A 17,120-nucleotide genomic window follows, 5' to 3' on the forward strand; every position below is an offset into this window, starting at 1 on the left:
GAATGGGAGTAGGAGAAAGGTTGTGGGGGAAGGAATGGGGCGTCACGGACTGACACGCCGCTCGGCCCCCGGCGCCCGTCGCCGGGGGCCGAGCGGCGTGTCAGTCCGTGACGCCCAGGTCCTCGCGCATCAACCGCTGCAGCGTCCGCAGCAGCGGTTCGGCGTCCTTCAGGTCCTCCAGCGCGCCCTGCGGGCTCTCGCCGTCCCGGGCGAGGCCGCGGTCGAGCCGCTTGGCCGCGGCGTCCGCCGCCGCCAGGACGCGGTTGACGTCCCGCGAGGCCTCCAGGACGCGCTCCGGGACGATCATCTGCGCCTCGGCGTACCGGTCCCGGTACTCCCGCCGGGACTCCTCGACCTGGTCCCGCTCCTCGGCGGCGTAGACGCCGTCCCTGATCCGGTGCAGGGCGTCCTTCAGCAGCGTGTGGAACTGCCGCGAGGCCCGGTTCACCGCCGTGTACGCCGCCCGCCGTTCCTCGAACCGGCGCAGCCGTTCCGCCTCGGCTGCCTCCGCCAGGCGGCGCCGGTCGGTGCCCCGCTGGGCGAGCACGGGCGCGAACAGGGTGCCGAGCACCCCGACGACGGCGGTGATCATCGCACCGAGCGTGGCATTCATGGTCCGCTTCCTATCCCGCCCTCCCGGGCGTGGGGAGCCGGCCGGTCGCGCCGAGCGCCGGCCGGCAGCGTGCGCAGGCGGGCGACCCGCGCGGAACGGAGCTCCGTTCCGCGCGGGCCGCCCTGATACCCGCCTGGTCCTGCTACTTCGCGAGGTACGCGTTGTAGATCACCTGGGACAGGGTGTTGCCCTTCTTGTCGCTGACCAGGGCCTTGAAGGAGACGCCCTTGCCCGCCTTGGGGTTCTTCAGCGTCACCTTGCCGCCCTTGACCGTCAGCTTCGACCAGTGCGCCCCGCCGTCGGTGGAGACGTACACCTTCAGCGACTTCAGGTTGCGGCCCGCGGCCGCACCCTGGACCGTCACCGGCACCTTGACCGTGGCCTTCGCCTTGGAGGTGCTCGTGGCGGACAGGGACGGGGTGAAGCGCACCACGGAGACCGGCAGCGTGGCCGGGACGTCGCCGCCGACGTGCTGGGAGGAGAACGTCCAGGACGCGGTGACGCGGGTGCTGACCGCCGCGGTCGTGGCGCGGGTCACCGAGGTGGTCAGCCGGTAACCGGCCTTGCGGCCGTCGACGGTGAAGGAGGCGCCGTCGTCGAGCGCGACGTCGTGGCTCCCGACCTTCGTCCCGTTGCGGTAGAGGGTCGTGGTGGCCTTGTCGTACGACGCGAAGCCGCTGTGGCCCTGGCCGTCGGTGAACAGGCCGACGGTGCCCCAGATCTCGTCACCGGAGCGCACGATGCCGGAGTACTTGTCCAGCTTCGGCCCGAAGACGCCGACGTTGAAGCTGCGGCTGTAGCTCCTGCCCTTGGTGAAGGACCGGGCCGGGGCCTCGTAGTAGCCCTCGGGGACCTCGCCGGAGGAGTCGGTCTGCAGGAAGTCCTGGGCCCACCTGACGCCGGAGCCGTTGACGTACACGGTCCTGGTGAACGGCAGCCCGGTGAGGAAGCCGCTCGGCGTCACCATGGCCGCGTTCACGAACGGGGTGGTGAAGACCGCGCCGAGCTTGCGCTTCACCGAGGAGCCGCCGGTGGTGGTGATCTTCGCCAGGTCGGTGCTCCGCACGGTCTTGGTGTAGCCCGTGTAGAACGACTTCGTGCGGCCGTACGCCACCGTGTAGACCTTCGAGCCGTGCTCGAACAGGCCGGCGACGGTCGCCTGGTACTCGGCGGCGGTCAGCGCGGGACCGGAGTGCGCGGTGCGGAAGTCCCGCAGCGTGCCGGTGTTGAAGCTGAGGCCGGTGCCGGCGGCGCCGTGGTTCAGGTTGTAGCCGACCATCAGGTCCGACTGCCGTACGGCCCGGTCCGGCAGCGTGAACGCGAACGGCTTGGCCTTGCTCGCGTCGAGCGTCACCTCGGTGTCCCCGGTGAGCTCGACCAGCGGGCGGCTCACCCAGTTCGCGCTCTTGAACGTCCGGCCGTCGGCCGCGAGCTTCACGATGAGGCTGTCCACGGCGTAGCTGCCCTTGGGCAGGCGCAGCGCCGTGCTGCCGCTGTCGTTGGTGACCTCCTCGAACGCGTCGCCGTCCAGTCCTACGACGAGCGTGTCGTAGGCCACCGCCGGCCGTCCGTCGCGGTCCAGGTTGGTGATCCGCAGGTCGTACGACTCGGCCTCGCGCACCACGCCCGCGGCGGTGCGCACCGACCGCGTGCCGTCGCCCGCCACCACGGCCGCGCTGTAGGCGCCGTCGGCGGTGCCGAGGGTGGTGTCGGCGGTCAGCGTCGCCTCCGCGGTGCCGCCGGCCGGCACGGTCACCTGCTGCTTGTCGAGGGTGAAGAACCCGGCCGGCGCCGCGGCGCCGTCGGGGTCCTTGCCGGTGACCGACAGGTCCAAGGTGACGCTGGTGCCACCGGAGTTGCGGTAGGTGATCGTCCTGGACTGCTGCACGTCGTCGGCGTGCGGCCAGCGGGCGACGCCGAAGCTCAGCGAGACCGGGTCGGCGACCACCTCCTGGTGGATCGCCCGGGCCAGGTCGATCTGGCCGGAACCCTGCTGGAAGGCGGTGTAGCCGCCGTCCGTCGTGGAGCCGGTGAGCGCGGCCTTGATCTGCCGGCCCGTCCAGTCCGGGTGCTCCTGCGCGAGGATCGCCGCGGCGCCCGCCACGTGCGGGGTGGCCATCGAGGTACCGGAGATGGTCAGGTAGCTCCGGTCCTCGGTGTGCGGGACCTCGGGGTCGGTGTCGATGACACTGCCCTTGGCCGCGGCCGCGGTGATGTCCACGCCGGGGGCGGTGACGTCGGGCTTGACCGCGCCGTCGCCCACGCGCGGGCCGCGCGAGGAGAAGCCGGCGAGCTTGGAGTCCTGGTCGACCGCGCCGACGGTCAGCGCGGCGTCCGCGCTGCCGGGGGAGCCGACGGTCGAGGCGCCGTCGCCCTCGTTGCCCGCGGCGATGACGAACAGCGTGCCGGTGTCCGCGGACAGGCGGTTGACCGTCTCCTCGATCGGGTCGACCCCCGGGGTGTCGCCCCCGCCGAGGCTCAGGTTGGCCACCTTGGCCCCGGAGGCGGCGGCCCACTCCAGGCCCGCGATGATCCCGGCGTCGTCCCCGAAGCCGTCGTCGTCCAGCACCTTGCCGCTGATGATCCGCGCGCCCGACGCCACGCCCTTGTAGGCACCGGCCGACTTCTCGCCGGTGCCGGCGGCGATGGAGGCGACGTGGGTGCCGTGGCCGAAGTGGTCGAGCAGGTTGTCGGCGGTGGAGAAGTTCTTCTCGGCGACGACCCGGCTGGTCAGGTCCGGGTGGCTCTTGTCGACGCCGGTGTCCAGCACCGCGATCGTGACGCCGGTTCCGTCGTATCCCGCGTTCCAGGCCTCCGGCGCGTGGATCTGCCGGGTGTTCCAGCTCGGTTCGGCCGCGGCCTTCTGGATCGCGTTCAGCCAGACCGTGCGCAGGCCGGACTCGGCGGTGGCGTACGGGGAGCCCGGCGCGGCGTCGGTCAGCGCCGTCCAGACTCCGGCCGCGGCGTCCTCGGGCGCGGTGACGGACTCGCCGCCCAGCGCCGTGAAGGTGTGGGTCACCTCGGCGCCCTCGGCCCGGTGCAGTTCGGCCCGCGCCTCGGGGCGGCTGCCCCGGTAGGTGACGATCAGTCCGATGCCGCGGCGCTGGGCCGCCTTGCGGTACTCGGCCCGGCTCAGCGTGGTCACGTCGAAGAGCCGGCGGTCGACCCGGCCCTTCGCGATCAGCTGCACCGCGTCCTGCGGGACGACGTAGACGTGCCCGTGCTGCCGGCGTATCTGCACCGGTACGTCCTCGCGCCCCTTGGCGCGTTTCAGGGCGACGGGCCTGCCCTGCGAGTCCACGGCGACCCGGTCGCCGGTGATCAGCGTGATCCACACGCGGTCCTTGACCGCCGTGGCGGACGCGGAGCCGGCCGGCCCCGTGGCCGCCGGCCCGGCCGCCGAGGCCGGTGCGACGGTGCCGGCGGTCAGTGCCGCCGCGACCCCCGTTGCGAGCGCTGCCGCGCGCGCCTTTTTCCATCGTCGGTGCAACGTATCCCCTTGTGTCTGCGTCATGACACGCGGGAGCGCTCGTCCCCGGGCGCGCGCACGCGATGTTCCCCCACGGCGTTCCCCCCGGCGAAGCCCCCGCCTTGCCGACGCAGTATGTACCGTCTGTCGCGGACATCTCAAGAGTCACTTCGTGAACGGATTGCCGGATCCGGCCTCAGTGTTGTCGAAGCGCTTCGACACCTGTCTGGACAGGGATGTCGGGTCCCCGGTAGCGTCTGAGTCGAAGCGCTTCGAAAGGTTTCGACACTTCCCGGGGGGACGGAGAACGACATGGCCACACTCGCTGAGGTAGCCCGCCACGCCGGAGTCTCCGCCAGCACCGTCTCGTACGTCCTGAGCGGCAAGCGGTCGATCTCCGAGGGCACGCGCCGCCGGGTCGAGCGGAGCATCCAGGAACTCGGCTACCACCCGCACGCGGGCGCGCGGGCGCTGGCCAGCAGCCGCTCGAACATCATCGCCCTGATGGTGCCGCTCCGTACAGACATGTACGTCCCCGTCATGATGGAGATCGCGATAGCCGTCGCCACGACGGCCCGTCAGCACGGCCACGACGTACTCCTGCTCACCGGCGAGGAGGGCCCCACCGCGGTCCGGCGGGTCGCGGCCAGCGGACTCGCGGACGCGATGATCCTCATGGACGTCGAGCTGGAGGACGAGCGCATCCCGCTGCTGCGGGCCGGGAACCGTCCCGGCGTGCTCATCGGCCTGCCCGCCGACACCGCCGGACTCACCTGCGTCGACCTCGACTTCGCCGCCACCGGCGCGCTCTGCGCCGACCACCTCGCCGACCTCGGCCACCGCTCGGTCGCCGTCGTCGGCGAGGCCGCGGCGGTCTACCGGCGCCACACGGGCTTCGCCGAGCGCACCCTGCAGGGCCTGCGCTCCCGCGCCGCCGCACGCGGGCTCCGGCTCATCCACCGCCCCTGCGAAGGCAGTTACGAGTCCACCGCGGGCACCCTCTCCCGCATCTTCGAGGAACGGCCGGACACCACCGCGCTCGTCGTCCAGAACGAGTCCGCCATCGCCCCCCTCCTCGCGCTCCTGCGCCAGCAGGGCCGCGCCGTGCCCGAGGACGTCTCCGTCGTCGCCGTCTGCCCCGACCAGGTGGCCACGCAGGCCGCCCCCCAGCTCACCTCGGTCGCCATCCCCGCGCAGCAGATGGGCCGGCACGCGGTCGAACTCGTCATCGCCAAGCTGGGCGGCAGCCCGACGGAGGAGGTCCGCCTGCTCGGCCCCGAACTCACCGTGCGCGCGAGCAGCGGCCCGGCGCCGTCCGCCTGACGACCGCGGGGCGGGCGCTCAGGCCCGCAGCCCCTGGAGCCCGTCGTAGGCGGCCATGACGAGTTCCATCCCGCGGGTGTCGTCCGCGGGTTCGCGCATCTGGTTGGGCACGTACGCCACCGTCATACGGGCCTCGGGGTCGATCATCACGAGCGAGCCACCCCAACCGCCCCACCCGAAGCTGTTGCCGAACAGCCCGTAGCCCAGCCCCCAGCGGACCGGCATGCCCAGGCGGCGGTCCTCTCCGCTGAACTGCTCCTCCCGCGCACGGTCGCAGCCCGCCGGCGACAGCAGCCGCACCCCGCGCACCGTTCCGCCGCAGGCCAGCACCGACTGCACGAGGGCGACCGAGCGGGCGTTGCCGAAGCCGCTCGCCGCCGGGATCTGCGCGCGACGCCACGCCACGCCGTTCCCGTCACGGAGCCGCACCGCGGTGCCGGAGCCGGGCGACGCGCTGCCGCCGGGCGCGCTCGCGGCGTAGTCCTCGTCCCGGGACGGCGGCGGGACGGCGGGCGCCACGCGGGGGTCGTGCTCGGCGGGCAGTCCGATGTGGAAGTCGGCGCCCAGCGGTCCGGCCACCTCCTGTGCGAAGAAGCCGCCCACGCTCCGGCCGGTGATCCGGCGTACGACCTCGCCCACCAGGTACCCCTGGGTGAGCGAGTGGTACCCGGCCGCGCTGCCCGGTTCCCACTGCGGCGCCAGCGCCGCCAGTCGCGCGGTGGCGGACGGCCAGTCGTAGAGCCCGTCGATCGGCCCGTCCCAGTCGGGCAGGCCCGCGGTGTGCGCGAGCAGGTGCCGCACCAGCACCTTCTCCTTGCCCGCCGCGGCGAACTCCGGCCAGTACCGGGCGACCGGCGCGTCCGGATCGAGCGCGCCGCGGTCGGCCAGGACCAGCGCGCACAGTGCCGTCATCGTCTTGGTGACGGACCAGACGTTGGTGATCGTGTCCCGCTGCCACGGGACCGTGCGGCCCGCGTCGGCGAACCCGCCCCAGACGTCCACCACCGGCTCGCCGTCCACGAAGACCGCGACGGAGCCCCCCGCGTCCCCGTCGTCCAGCAATCCGGCCAGCGCGCCCGGCACCGCGGTGAACAGGTCGTCGTACGTGCCCTGGATATCGGCCATGCGCCGTATTAGCGCGTACCGGCCGGGCGCAGGCAATCGAATTTCCCGGCCGGGACCGGCGGGAGGGGCTCAGCCACCGGCCTTCGCGATGCCGACCGGGCAGGAGACCCCCGTCCCCTCGATGCCGCAGTAGCCGCCGGGGTTCTTGTCCAGGTACTGCTGGTGGTACGGCTCGGCGGCGTGGAAGGGGCCCGCGGGGACGACCGCCGTAGTGATGGTGCCGTGCCCCTTGGCGCGCAGGGCGGACTGGTAGGCCTCGCGGGAGGCGAGGGCCGTCGCGAGCTGCCCGGGGGAGTGGGTGTACACCGCGGAGCGGTACTGGGTGCCGACGTCGTTGCCCTGGCGGTGGCCCTGGGTGGGGTCGTGGGCCTCCCAGAACACCTTCAGCAGCTCCCCGTACGTGAGCAGCGCCGGGTCGAAGACGACCCGCACGACCTCGGCGTGGCCGGTGAGGCCGCTGCAGACCTCCTCGTACGTCGGGTTCTCCGTGTACCCGCCCGCGTAGCCGACGAGCGTCGTCCACACGCCGGGTGTCCGCCAGAAGACGCGCTCGGCGCCCCAGAAGCAGCCCAGCGCGAAGTCGGCGACCTCCAGGTCGGCCGGGTAGGGGCCGGTGAGGGGCTTGCCGAGCACGGTGTGGCGGTCGGGCACCGTGTGGAGCGGGGCGGGACGGCCCGGTATCGCCTCCTCACGGGAGGGCAGGCGCGGCGTCAACGGGTGCGCCCGCGCTCGGAGTTCCACTCCAGCCCCGCGAGCGCCTGCGCCCGGCCGGCGGCGTACGCCGCGGCCGGGTCGGCCTCGTAGGCCCAGGGGGCCGCGCCCGCGTAGCCGTCGACGGCGCGGAACTGCTCGACCGCCTCGGCGAAGCGCTCCGCGCGCAGCAGGAAGGCCGCCAGCAGGTGCCGCACCACGGGCAGCACCGGGTCGGAGGGGGAGGCGTGCTCGGTGGCGTAGAGCGCGCCGCCGATGGCACGGGAGACGACCTCGCTCTCGTAGAAGCTGCGGACGAGGATGACGTCCGGCAGGTGCGCGAAGACCTCGAAGAGGGGCAGGGCCGGCAGCAGGCTGCCCTCGGGCGCGGAGGAGGCGGCCCGCTCGGCGAAGTCGCGTGCGGCGTCCTCCGGGAGGCGGGCGAGGGCGGCCAGGTGGGCGCCCATGTGGTGCGGGGCGCGGGAGGCGACCTTCTCCCAGACCGTGGCGAAGTCCGCGTCCGCGGCGAGCGCGACGACGTACGGGACGGGGTCGCCCGGCGCGAGCAGCGCGGCCTCGTCGGCGACCGTGCGGGCCTCCTCCAGGATCATCGGCACGTCCGGGGACCCGGCCGGCTCACGCCGGGCCCGCTGCACCAGGAACGCCGCGTGGACGGCCGCCCCGCCGGCGTCCTTAGGGTCCTCGACCCGCCAGGTGCGCAGCCACGCCGCGCCCGTGCCGGGGGACTGCGTCAGCTCGACCGCCGCGGCGCCGGCCAGGGTCTGGACCCGCTGCCAGCGCAGCTCGCCCGCGGCCGGGGTGCCCTTGAGGAGGGCGGCGACCGCGCGCCAGTCCTGGGTGCGCTGGGTCACGGTCAGCGCCTGCGTCAGCTCGTCGTCCGGACCCGGCAGCCGGATGTCGATCTCCTCCCGGGGCACGAAGCCGTACCGGGCGGGATCGACCGCGGCCACGGCCCGCACGCCGCGGCCGCGCAGCATGCGGGGCACCAGCACGATCGCCGAGATCAGCAGAACGCCGTACAGCACCCACAGGAATTCCATGATGAGCAAGCCTACGCGGGCCCGGCCGGCACGTCCCGGCCCGCGGCTCGCACTACGCTCGGCGGTATGAGCGAGCAGCAGCACCAGAACTTCGAGACCCTCGCGATCCACGCGGGTCAGCCGGCCGACGCCCAGACCGGGGCCGTGGTCACGCCGATCTACCAGGTCTCCACGTACAAGCAGGACGGGGTCGGGGGCCTGCGCGGCGGCTACGAGTACAGCCGGTCCGCCAACCCCACGCGCACCGCGCTGGAGGAGAACCTCGCGGCGCTCGAGGGCGGCCGCCGCGGCCTGGCGTTCGCGTCCGGCCTGGCCGCCGAGGACTGCCTGCTGCGCACGGTCCTGAAGCCCGGCGACCACGTGGTCATCCCCAACGACGCGTACGGCGGCACCTTCCGGCTCTTCGCCAAGGTCGTCGAGCGCTGGGGCGTGCAGTGGTCGGTCGCCGACACCTCCGACCCGGCGGCGGTCCGGGCCGCGCTCCGGCCGGAGACCAAGGTGATCTGGGTGGAGACGCCCAGCAATCCGCTGCTCGGGATCACCGACATCGCGGCGCTGGCGGACATCGCGCGCGGCGCGGACGCCCGGCTCGTCGTCGACAACACCTTCGCCAGCCCCTACCTGCAGCAGCCGCTGGCGCTCGGCGCCGACGTGGTCGTGCACTCCACCACCAAGTACATGGGCGGGCACTCGGACGTGGTCGGCGGCGCGCTGGTCGCGGCCGACGCGGGGCTCGGCGAGGAACTGGCCTACCACCAGAACGCGATGGGCGCCGTCGCCGGCCCCTTCGACGCGTGGCTGGTGATGCGGGGCATCAAGACGCTCGCGGTGCGCATGGACCGGCACAGCGAGAACGCGGCCCGGGTCGCGGAACTGCTCTCGCTGCACCCGAAGGTCACCCAGGTCTTCTACCCCGGGCTGCCCGAGCACGCGGGGCACGACGTCGCGGCCAAGCAGATGAAGCGGTTCGGCGGGATGGTCTCCTTCCGCGTCGCGGGCGGCGAGGAGGCGGCCGTCGAGGTGTGCAACCGGGCGCGGTTGTTCACGCTGGGCGAGTCCCTGGGCGGCGTCGAGTCCCTCATCGAGCACCCGGGCCGGATGACGCACGCCTCGGTCGCGGGCTCCGCGCTGGAGGTCCCGGCGGACCTGGTGCGGCTCTCGGTGGGCATCGAGTCCGTCGACGACCTCCTCGAAGACCTCCGCCAGGCCCTGGGCGCGTAGCGCCCCGTTGCCGGGTGCGGCGCGGTTGTGGTTGCGGTTGGGGTTTCTCCCCCCGCGGGAGGGTGGGGGACGCCCGCCGCCGGCGCAACGGAGGCGCACACGACGACGGGCCGCACGGGGCACCCCCGGCCATCCGGCGGAGCCGGTCACCAGTCGCCGGGCGTCGTGTCGAGCGGCTCCGCCGCCGGCCACCACAGCACCGCGAGGACGAGCGCGACGACGACCGCCACGACGAGCAGCGTCCACAGGACGGCGTGCAGCACGCGGCGGCGGGCCAGGACGCGGCGGCCGCGCTCGGCGGCGCGCGGGGCGAGGTCCACCGGCACCGGGGGGTGAGGCCCGTCGAGCAGCCGGCGGACCTCTTCCTGCTTGCGGTCGTACGGGCTCACGACGCGACCTCCCGCACCCGGGCCGCCGCCCCGCCGCGGGCGGGCCGGCTGCGCAGGGCCGCGCTGGCCCGCAGGGTGATCGCCCGCACCCGTTCCGACGGCATGCCGAGCTGCGCGGCGGCCTGTTCCTCGGCGATGCCCTCGTACAGCCGCAGCACGATCACCAGCCGCTCCCGCACGTCGAGCGGCCCGAGCACCCCGCCGCGCGGACGGCGCCACCAGGGCCGGTGGGCGAAGCGGCGGACGATCTCGGCGCGGGTGCAGGCGTACGGGTCCTCGCCGCGCATCCGGAACCAGTCGGCGTAGCTGCGCGCCAGGGCGGCGCACAGCAGCTCGGTCCCTTCCGCCCGGTCCCCCGTGAGCAGGACGGCGACGTGCAGCAACCGCCCTGCCGCGCCCGCCGCGAACGCCTCGAACTCGGCCTCGCGCAGGCGCTCCGCTGCCTCCCGGCGCTCTCCCACAGCGACATGGGACGGCAGACGACGACCTCAGGTCAAGAGTTCTGCTCGTCCCCTTGCGTGACGGAGGAGTGGTACTGCGCGAGCGCGCCGTTGAACCGGCCGAGGAGGTCGGTGAAGGACTCGCGCTCCTGCGGCGTCCAGTCCTCCGTCACGACCGCCATGAGCTGCTGCCGCGAGCTGCGGACCTCCTCCAGGCGGGAACGTCCGCGGGGGGAGAGCGCGAGCACGACCGCCCGTCCGTCCTCGGGGTGGGAGGTGCGCTTGACCAGTCCGCTGTCCACGAGCGGGGCGACCTGGCGCGTGACGGTGGAGGAGTCGATGCCCATGCCCTCCGCGAGCGCCTTCACGCCCATCGGGCCCTCGTTGTCGAGGCGGTGGAGCAGCAGGTACGCGGCCCGGTCCATGGAGTTGCGGGCCTTGCCGACGCCACCGAGGCGCGTCTGTTCCGCGCGGCGGGCGAAGAGCGCCACCTCGTGCTGCAGGCGCTCCAGGAGGTCGGTCGTGATCTCCGAGGGGGGAATGGGCATGGCCGGAAGCTCGCGTTCTGTCGGTCCTGCGAAGGTTGGGAGAAGAGTACGCGGAGAGCGTCACCCCGGGACCCCGCCGCGGAAAACTGCTCGGTCCGTCCGGGCGGTGGCCGCTGCTGCAAGACTGGGGACCATGGAAAGCCCCGCACGTCCGGCACGTCGCACCAGTCGCGCGGTGGTGGCCGCGCGGCCGTCTCCGGTCACCATCGACGATGTGCGCGGCGCGCACAAGATGCTGTCGGGCGTGGCCCGCGTGACCCCCATGGAGGGCAGCCGGTACCTGTCCCGTCTGGTGGCCGCCCCGGTGCACCTGAAGTGCGAGAACCTGCAGCGCACGGGCTCCTTCAAGGTGCGCGGCGCCTATGTGAGGATCGCCGGTCTGCGGCCGGAGGAGCGTGCGGCGGGCGTGGTCGCGGCGAGCGCCGGCAACCACGCGCAGGGCGTGGCGCTGGCCGCGTCGCTGCTCGGGGTGCGCTCCACCGTCTTCATGCCGTCCGGCGCCCCGCTGCCGAAGGTCGCGGCGACCCGCGACTACGGGGCGGAGGTGCGGTTGCACGGGCACGTGGTGGACGAGACGCTGCGCGCCGCCCAGGAGTACGCGCAGGAGACGGGCGCGGTCTTCATCCATCCCTTCGACCACCCGGACATCGTCGCCGGGCAGGGCACGGTGGGCCTGGAGATCCTCGACCAGTGCCCGGAGGTGCGCACGATCGTCGTGGGGATGGGCGGCGGCGGGCTCGCGGCCGGTGTGGCGGTGGCGGTGAAGGCGGTGCGTCCCGAGGTGCGGGTCGTCGGCGTGCAGGCGGCGGGCGCGGCCGCCTATCCGCCGTCGCTGGCGGCGGGGCGGCCGGTGGCGCTGGACGCGGTGGCGACCATGGCGGACGGGATCAAGGTGGGCTGCCCGGGAGAGGTGCCGTTCGCCATCGTCCGGGACCTGGTGGACGAGGTGTGCACGGTCACCGAGGACGAGCTGTCCAGTGCGCTGCTGCTGTGCCTGGAGCGGGCGAAGCTGGTGGTCGAGCCGGCCGGGGCGAGCCCGGTGGCGGCCCTGCTGTCGCGGCCGGAGGCCTTCGACGGGCCGGTCGTCGCCGTGCTGTCCGGCGGCAACGTCGACCCGCTGCTGATGGAGCGCACCCTGCGGCACGGCATGGCGGCCGCGGGGCGCTACATGTCCTTCCGGCTGCGGCTCACGGACCGGCCGGGAGCGCTGGCGGCGCTGCTGGAGATCCTTTCGGCGAGTGACGCAAACGTGCTGGACATCGCGCACGTGCGCACGGATCCTCGGTTGGGGCTGACCGAGGCGGAGGTCGAGCTGCAGCTGGAGACCCGCGGCCCCGAGCACCGGGCCGCCGTGGCGGCGGCCCTGCGGACGGCCGGGTACGTGCTGCTCTGAAGCCGTTCGGTCCGGATTGTCAGTGGCGTGGGGCATGGTGGAGTCAGGGTGTCGTGGACGCGGGACGGCGCGTGCGGGCGGAGCACGGATAAATCCGCTTGACGCGATATATCGCGTCTGGGATGCTCGCGACACATCGTGGTGCGCTGCCGTGCGGCCGCGTGCCTCCACAGTCCCCATGCACCCCAAGCCCCGAATCGGAGACATCGCATGCCAGGCGCCATCCATGCCGAAGGTCTGGTGAAGACCTTCGGTGACGTACGGGCACTGGACGGAGTGGACCTCGACGTCCCTGAGGGGACCGTCCTGGGCCTCCTCGGCCCCAACGGGGCCGGGAAGACGACCGCCGTACGCGTCCTGACCACCCTGCTGCAGCCCGACAGCGGCAAGGCCGTCGTGGCCGGCATAGACGTGCTGAAGCACCCCAACGAGGTGCGCCGGCAGATCGGCCTGTCCGGTCAGTTCGCGGCGGTCGACGAGTACCTCACCGGCCGCGAGAACCTGCAGATGGTCGGCCAGCTCTACCAGATGAGCGCCCGGGACGCGAAGGCACGTGCGGCGGAGCTGCTCGAGCGCTTCAACCTCGCCGAGGCGGCCGACCGTACGGCCAAGACCTACTCCGGCGGCATGCGGCGCCGGCTCGACCTGGCGGCCGCGCTGGTCGTCAGGCCGCCGGTGATGTTCATGGACGAGCCGACCACCGGCCTCGACCCCCGCAACCGCCTCGCGCTGTGGGAGGTCATCCAGGACCTGGTCGCCGGCGGCACCACGCTGCTGCTCACCACGCAGTACCTGGAGGAGGCCGACCACCTCGCCCACGACATCTGCGTGATCGACCACGGCAAGGTCATCGCCCGCGGCACCTCCGACGAGCTCAAGGCGCGGACCGGCGGCGAGCGCGTCGAGGTCGTCGTCCACGACCGCGAGCACCTGGTGACCGCCACCGAGGTGCTGAACGGCTTCGGCAAGGGCGAGACCGCCGTGGACAACCACACCCGGCGGATCACCGTGCCGGTCACGGGCGGCGCCAAGCTGCTCGCCGAGGTCATCCGCGAGCTCGACACCCGCGGCATCGAGATCGACGACATCGGTCTGCGCCGGCCCACGCTCGACGACGTGTTCATGTCCCTCACCGGCCACGCCGCCGAGGAGAAGGAAGAGGAGTCCCAGTGACCACGGTGACCGACGCGGTCCCCACCAGCGCGCCGCGCACCTCCAACCCGATCGTGCAGTCCGTCCGCGACTCGCTGGTGGTCGCCCGGCGCAACCTGATCCGCATGCTGCGCATCCCCGAGGTCGTGATCTTCGGCCTCGTGCAGCCGATCATGTTCGTGGTGCTGTTCAGCTACGTCTTCGGCGGCTCCATGAACGTCGGCGGCTCCACCAGCCCCGCGCTCTACCGCGAGTTCCTGATGGCCGGCATCTTCGCCCAGACCGTGACCTTCGCCACGGCGGGCGCCGGCGCGGGCATCGCCGACGACATGCACAAGGGCCTCATCGACCGCTTCCGGTCGCTGCCCATGGCCCGCGGCGCGGTGCTCACCGGCCGCACCCTGGCGGACCTGGTGCAGACCGCCCTGACCGTCGTGGTGCTCGCCATCGTCGCCGTGCTCGTCGGCTGGCGCGTCCACGAGGGCCTGCCCAAGGCGCTCGCGGCGTTCGGCCTGCTGCTCCTGCTCGGCTACGCCTTCTCGTGGATCGGCGCCCTGATCGGCCTGTCCGTCCGTACCCCGGAGGCGGCCACCTCCGGCGGTCTGATCTGGCTGTTCCCGCTGACGTTCATCTCGAACGCCTTCGTGGACTCCAACCAGATGACCCCCTGGCTGCGGCACATCGCCGAGTGGAACCCGTTCAGCGCCACCGTGCTGGCCTGCCGGGAGCTGTTCGGCAACCTGCCGCCGAACTACCAGACCCCGGACGTCTGGCCGATGCAGCACCCGGCGCTCGCCTCGGTGCTGTGGTCGATCGTCATCATCCTGGTCTTCCGCACCCTCGCGGTGCGCAAGTACCGCTCGGCGACCGCCTGACCCCGGCCCGCAGGCGCACGCCCGCGGCACACGACGAGCCCCCGGCCTTCCGGCCGGGGGCTCGTCCGCGGCGTCAGCCGCTGTGCGGCTTGGCCTCGATGATCCTCACCGAGGCCTTCTTGCCGTTCGGGAGCTCGTACGTCGCGTCCTCGCCGATCTTCTTGCCGTTCACGCCCGAGCCGAGCGGGGACTGCGGCGAGTAGGTCTCCAGGTCGGAGGAGACGTACTCACGCGAGCCGAGCAGGAACGTCAGGGTGTCGTCGGGGTCGCCGTCGAAGGCGATCGTCACGACCATGCCGGGCGCGACCACGCCGTTGTCCGCCGGTGCCTCGCCCACCTTGGCGTGCTGCAGGAGCTGCGTCAGCTGGCGGATCCGGAGCTCCAGCTTGCCCTGGTCCTCACGCGCCGCGTGGTAACCGGCGTTCTCCTTGAGATCGCCTTCCTGACGGGCTTCCTCGATCTTGGCGACGATCTCGGTGCGTGCGGGACCCGACAGGTGCTCCAGCTCTGCCTTGAGCTGGTCGTACGCCTCCTGGGTCAGCCAGGTGACGTTCTCGCTGGTCTGGGTCACAGGTGCTCCTCGTCGTACTCGAACTCGCTTGCTTACAAATGAACGCCCTACCCAAAAAGATGCGTCTTCGCGGGAGGGCGAAACCACGAGCGTAACAATTCCCCCCGACAATCGGCGAGAGGGAAATCATCAAGAAGCGATAAACGCAGGTCAGGGGGCGAATGACCGGGCAGGTCGGATCATCGGGCGGGCTCGCAGCCGACCAGTTCCGCGGTAGTGCCGCGACTGGTGGTGCGAATGGTGACGACGGTGTCGATGCGACCGGTGTGCTGATTGAGGCGAACGTCCTTGCGGCCGACTTCGCCGTGGTCCTCGGCGAGCGAACGCAGGGTGCACACCGCGGTGACCCCTGTGTCCTTGCGCACCTCGATGTGGACCTGGACCTCCTGGTCGGAGACGACCTGGAACTTGATCAGTTCGGCGCTGACCTCGGTACCGGTGAGCTTGTCCCAGCCGATCCAGCCGACGAACAGCAGCAGCACCACACCGAGCACCGAGCCGACGAGCCGCAGCCTGCGGTCCGCACGCGCGTCGGCCCCGGCCTCCCGCCCGTACCGTCCCTGGGGCAGTCCGTCGCGCACCGCGCTCATCGTTCAGTCCTCCCGGGGCCCGGGGAATCCCGCCTTGGAATCAAACAGCCCCTCGCTTCGGTCACTATAGAAGCCGCTACTTACGACCCATGACTGAGGATCCGACCTTGACCGAGCAGCTGCGACTGATGGCCGTGCACGCACACCCCGACGACGAGTCCAGCAAGGGCGCGGCCACCATGGCCAGGTACGTCTCCGAGGGCGTCGACGTCCTGGTCGCCACCTGCACCGGTGGCGAGCGCGGTTCCGTGCTCAACCCCAAACTGCAGGGCGACACCTACATCGAGGAGCACATCCACGAGGTCCGCGCCAAGGAGATGGACGAGGCGCGCGAGATCCTCGGCGTCCAGCAGTCCTGGCTCGGCTACGTCGACTCCGGGCTCCCCGAGGGCGATCCGCTGCCCCCGCTGCCCGAGGGGTGCTTCGCCCTCCAGGACGTGGACGAGGCCGCGGGCACCCTGGTGAAGCTCATCCGCGAGTTCCGCCCGCACGTGATCACCACGTACGACGAGAACGGCGGCTACCCGCACCCCGACCACATCATGACCCACAAGATCTCGATGGTCGCCTTCGATGCCGCGGGCGACCCCGAGCGCTACCCCGAGGCCGGCGAGCCGTGGACGCCGCTGAAGCTCTACTACAACCAGGGCTTCAACCGGCAGCGCACCGTCGCCCTGCACGAGGCCCTGCTCGCCCGCGGCCTGGAGTCCCCGTACGGGGAGTGGCTGGAGCGCTGGCAGACCGCCGACCGGCCGGAACGCAACATCACCACGCACGTGCCGTGCGCGGACTTCTTCGAGATCCGGGACAAGGCGCTGCTCGCCCACGCCACCCAGATCGACCCCGACGGCGCCTGGTTCCACGTCCCGATGGAGCTCCAGAAGGAGGTCTGGCCCACCGAGGACTACGAGCTCGCGAAGTCCCGGGTGGACACCTCCCTCCCCGAGGACGACCTCTTCGCGGGCATCCGGGAGAATTGAGCGCGTGAACGCGACATTCGGCACGGCCGCAGCCCAGCTCGTCCCCCTCGCCGTCAAGGACCTGGACGAGAACAAGGTGACGCCCGGCCTCATCGGCTTCGTCATCTTCGCCCTCATCGGCCTCTCCTTGTGGTGGCTGATGAAGAACATGAACAAGCAGTTCAAGAAGATCGACTTCGAGGAGCAGCCGGAGCAGGCCGGGCAGCCCTCGGAGCCGGCCAAGGCCTCCGCCGCCTCCGGCGCCGAAGGCCCCGGCCGCAAGGGCTGAGCCACGCCGGACACCCCCTCCCGGCACGGGAGGGGGTGCGGCGGCGCGCTCACTCCGGCGCGGCGACCGTGACCCGTGTGAAGAGCAGCGGGACGCCCTCGTCGTCGGAGCGGGTGTACGAGGTCCGCACCGCGACCACCCGCACGTCGTGATCGTGCACGGCGGCGTGCCCGCCGACGGCCGGTACGGGGAGGGCGCCGCTGGAGACGATCACGGCGAGGCCGTCGTCGACGCCCTCCGGCGCCTCCCAGGCGAAGGTGATCGTGTGCCGCACCGGACTCTCGTGGTAGATGCTGGCCTCGCGCGGCAGCGCCTGCTCCCGGTCGCGGATGGGCTGGAGCGCAGCGGGCAGCCGGTCCATGGTTTGTCCTCTCGCGGTCGGTCCCCGTCGCGATTGTCGCCCGTGGGACGT

18 protein-coding genes are annotated in these 17,120 nt (G+C 72.5%); 7 read left to right on the forward strand and 11 right to left on the reverse strand.

The window, feature by feature from the left end; genetic code table 11:
* Positions 1-100 precede the first annotated feature (100 nt).
* A complete protein-coding gene (locus PV350_RS15930) occupies positions 101-613 on the reverse strand; it encodes a hypothetical protein (RefSeq protein ID WP_499513656.1) in 513 nt (170 codons plus the stop codon).
* A 142-nt stretch (positions 614-755) separates the two neighbouring features.
* A complete protein-coding gene (locus PV350_RS15935; RefSeq protein ID WP_500334424.1) occupies positions 756-4,103 on the reverse strand; it encodes a S8 family peptidase in 3,348 nt (1,115 codons plus the stop codon).
* A 291-nt stretch (positions 4,104-4,394) separates the two neighbouring features.
* Between PV350_RS15935 and PV350_RS15940 the strand changes: the two genes are divergently transcribed.
* Entirely contained in the window at positions 4,395-5,405 is a 1,011-nt protein-coding gene (locus tag PV350_RS15940) for a LacI family DNA-binding transcriptional regulator (RefSeq protein WP_499513658.1), read from the forward strand.
* Positions 5,406-5,423: 18 nt separating this feature from the next.
* On the opposite strand, the gene PV350_RS15945 is transcribed toward PV350_RS15940, so the two are convergent.
* The 3 genes from PV350_RS15945 to PV350_RS15955 form a co-directional block, all read right to left on the reverse strand.
* A complete protein-coding gene (locus tag PV350_RS15945; protein ID WP_499513659.1) occupies positions 5,424-6,530 on the reverse strand; it encodes a serine hydrolase domain-containing protein in 1,107 nt (368 codons plus the stop codon).
* A 69-nt stretch (positions 6,531-6,599) separates the two neighbouring features.
* On the reverse strand, positions 6,600-7,244 hold the full coding sequence (gene msrA, locus PV350_RS15950) for a peptide-methionine (S)-S-oxide reductase MsrA (RefSeq protein ID WP_500334425.1): 645 nt from the start codon (positions 7,242-7,244) through the stop codon (positions 6,600-6,602).
* Complete coding sequence (locus PV350_RS15955) at positions 7,241-8,281, reverse strand: hypothetical protein (RefSeq protein ID WP_499513661.1); 1,041 nt, start codon at positions 8,279-8,281, stop codon at positions 7,241-7,243. The genes msrA and PV350_RS15955 overlap by 4 nt, the downstream gene beginning before the upstream one ends.
* A gap of 66 nt (positions 8,282-8,347) precedes the next feature.
* Here PV350_RS15955 and PV350_RS15960 point away from each other — a divergent pair, with 66 nt between their 5' ends.
* Complete coding sequence (locus tag PV350_RS15960) at positions 8,348-9,502, forward strand: cystathionine gamma-synthase (RefSeq protein WP_450388435.1); 1,155 nt, start codon at positions 8,348-8,350, stop codon at positions 9,500-9,502.
* Positions 9,503-9,648: 146 nt separating this feature from the next.
* Here the strand turns inward: PV350_RS15960 and PV350_RS15965 are convergent, their stop codons facing one another.
* From PV350_RS15965 to PV350_RS15975, 3 genes are read right to left on the reverse strand one after another with little or no spacing between them, the layout of a single operon-like run.
* The gene (locus PV350_RS15965) at positions 9,649-9,891 is read right to left on the reverse strand and encodes a hypothetical protein (RefSeq protein WP_500334427.1); all 243 of its coding nucleotides are present in this window, start codon (positions 9,889-9,891) and stop codon (positions 9,649-9,651) included.
* Positions 9,888-10,352, reverse strand: coding sequence for a sigma factor-like helix-turn-helix DNA-binding protein (locus PV350_RS15970; RefSeq protein WP_499513663.1), 465 nt, complete (start codon positions 10,350-10,352; stop codon positions 9,888-9,890). Before PV350_RS15970 ends, PV350_RS15965 begins: the two co-directional genes overlap by 4 nt.
* Before the next feature lie 32 nt (positions 10,353-10,384).
* Entirely contained in the window at positions 10,385-10,879 is a 495-nt protein-coding gene (locus PV350_RS15975; RefSeq protein WP_500326745.1) for a MarR family winged helix-turn-helix transcriptional regulator, read from the reverse strand.
* Between the two features lie 232 nt (positions 10,880-11,111).
* Between PV350_RS15975 and ilvA the strand changes: the two genes are divergently transcribed.
* The 3 genes from ilvA to PV350_RS15990 all read left to right on the forward strand — a co-directional run bounded on the left by ilvA (position 11,112) and on the right by PV350_RS15990 (position 14,299).
* On the forward strand, positions 11,112-12,272 hold the full coding sequence (gene ilvA, locus PV350_RS15980) for a threonine ammonia-lyase (protein ID WP_499516927.1): 1,161 nt from the start codon (positions 11,112-11,114) through the stop codon (positions 12,270-12,272).
* Between the two features lie 210 nt (positions 12,273-12,482).
* A complete protein-coding gene (locus tag PV350_RS15985) occupies positions 12,483-13,445 on the forward strand; it encodes a DrrA family ABC transporter ATP-binding protein (protein ID WP_499513665.1) in 963 nt (320 codons plus the stop codon).
* A complete protein-coding gene (locus tag PV350_RS15990) occupies positions 13,442-14,299 on the forward strand; it encodes an ABC transporter permease (RefSeq protein ID WP_499513666.1) in 858 nt (285 codons plus the stop codon). The genes PV350_RS15985 and PV350_RS15990 overlap by 4 nt, the downstream gene beginning before the upstream one ends.
* A gap of 73 nt (positions 14,300-14,372) precedes the next feature.
* On the opposite strand, the gene greA is transcribed toward PV350_RS15990, so the two are convergent.
* Together greA and PV350_RS16000 are read right to left on the reverse strand one after the other, a co-directional pair.
* Entirely contained in the window at positions 14,373-14,870 is a 498-nt protein-coding gene (gene greA, locus PV350_RS15995; RefSeq protein WP_499513667.1) for a transcription elongation factor GreA, read from the reverse strand.
* Between the two features lie 179 nt (positions 14,871-15,049).
* Positions 15,050-15,460, reverse strand: coding sequence for a DUF4307 domain-containing protein (locus PV350_RS16000; RefSeq protein WP_499513668.1), 411 nt, complete (start codon positions 15,458-15,460; stop codon positions 15,050-15,052).
* 107 nt (positions 15,461-15,567) lie between these two features.
* Here PV350_RS16000 and mca point away from each other — a divergent pair, with 107 nt between their 5' ends.
* Both mca and PV350_RS16010 read left to right on the forward strand, forming a co-directional pair.
* Positions 15,568-16,440: a mycothiol conjugate amidase Mca gene (gene mca, locus PV350_RS16005; protein ID WP_499513669.1), complete on the forward strand. Its 873-nt coding sequence runs from the start codon at positions 15,568-15,570 to the stop codon at positions 16,438-16,440.
* 4 nt (positions 16,441-16,444) lie between these two features.
* Complete coding sequence (locus tag PV350_RS16010; RefSeq protein WP_499513670.1) at positions 16,445-16,708, forward strand: hypothetical protein; 264 nt, start codon at positions 16,445-16,447, stop codon at positions 16,706-16,708.
* Positions 16,709-16,757: 49 nt separating this feature from the next.
* Here PV350_RS16010 and PV350_RS16015 read toward each other — a convergent pair whose 3' ends face one another.
* The gene (locus PV350_RS16015) at positions 16,758-17,069 is read right to left on the reverse strand and encodes a hypothetical protein (protein ID WP_499513671.1); all 312 of its coding nucleotides are present in this window, start codon (positions 17,067-17,069) and stop codon (positions 16,758-16,760) included.
* Positions 17,070-17,120 lie beyond the last annotated feature (51 nt).

The sequence above is a fragment of the Streptomyces sp. PA03-6a genome, from assembly GCF_033792765.1.
In the GTDB taxonomy this organism is placed as follows: domain Bacteria; phylum Actinomycetota; class Actinomycetes; order Streptomycetales; family Streptomycetaceae; genus Actinacidiphila.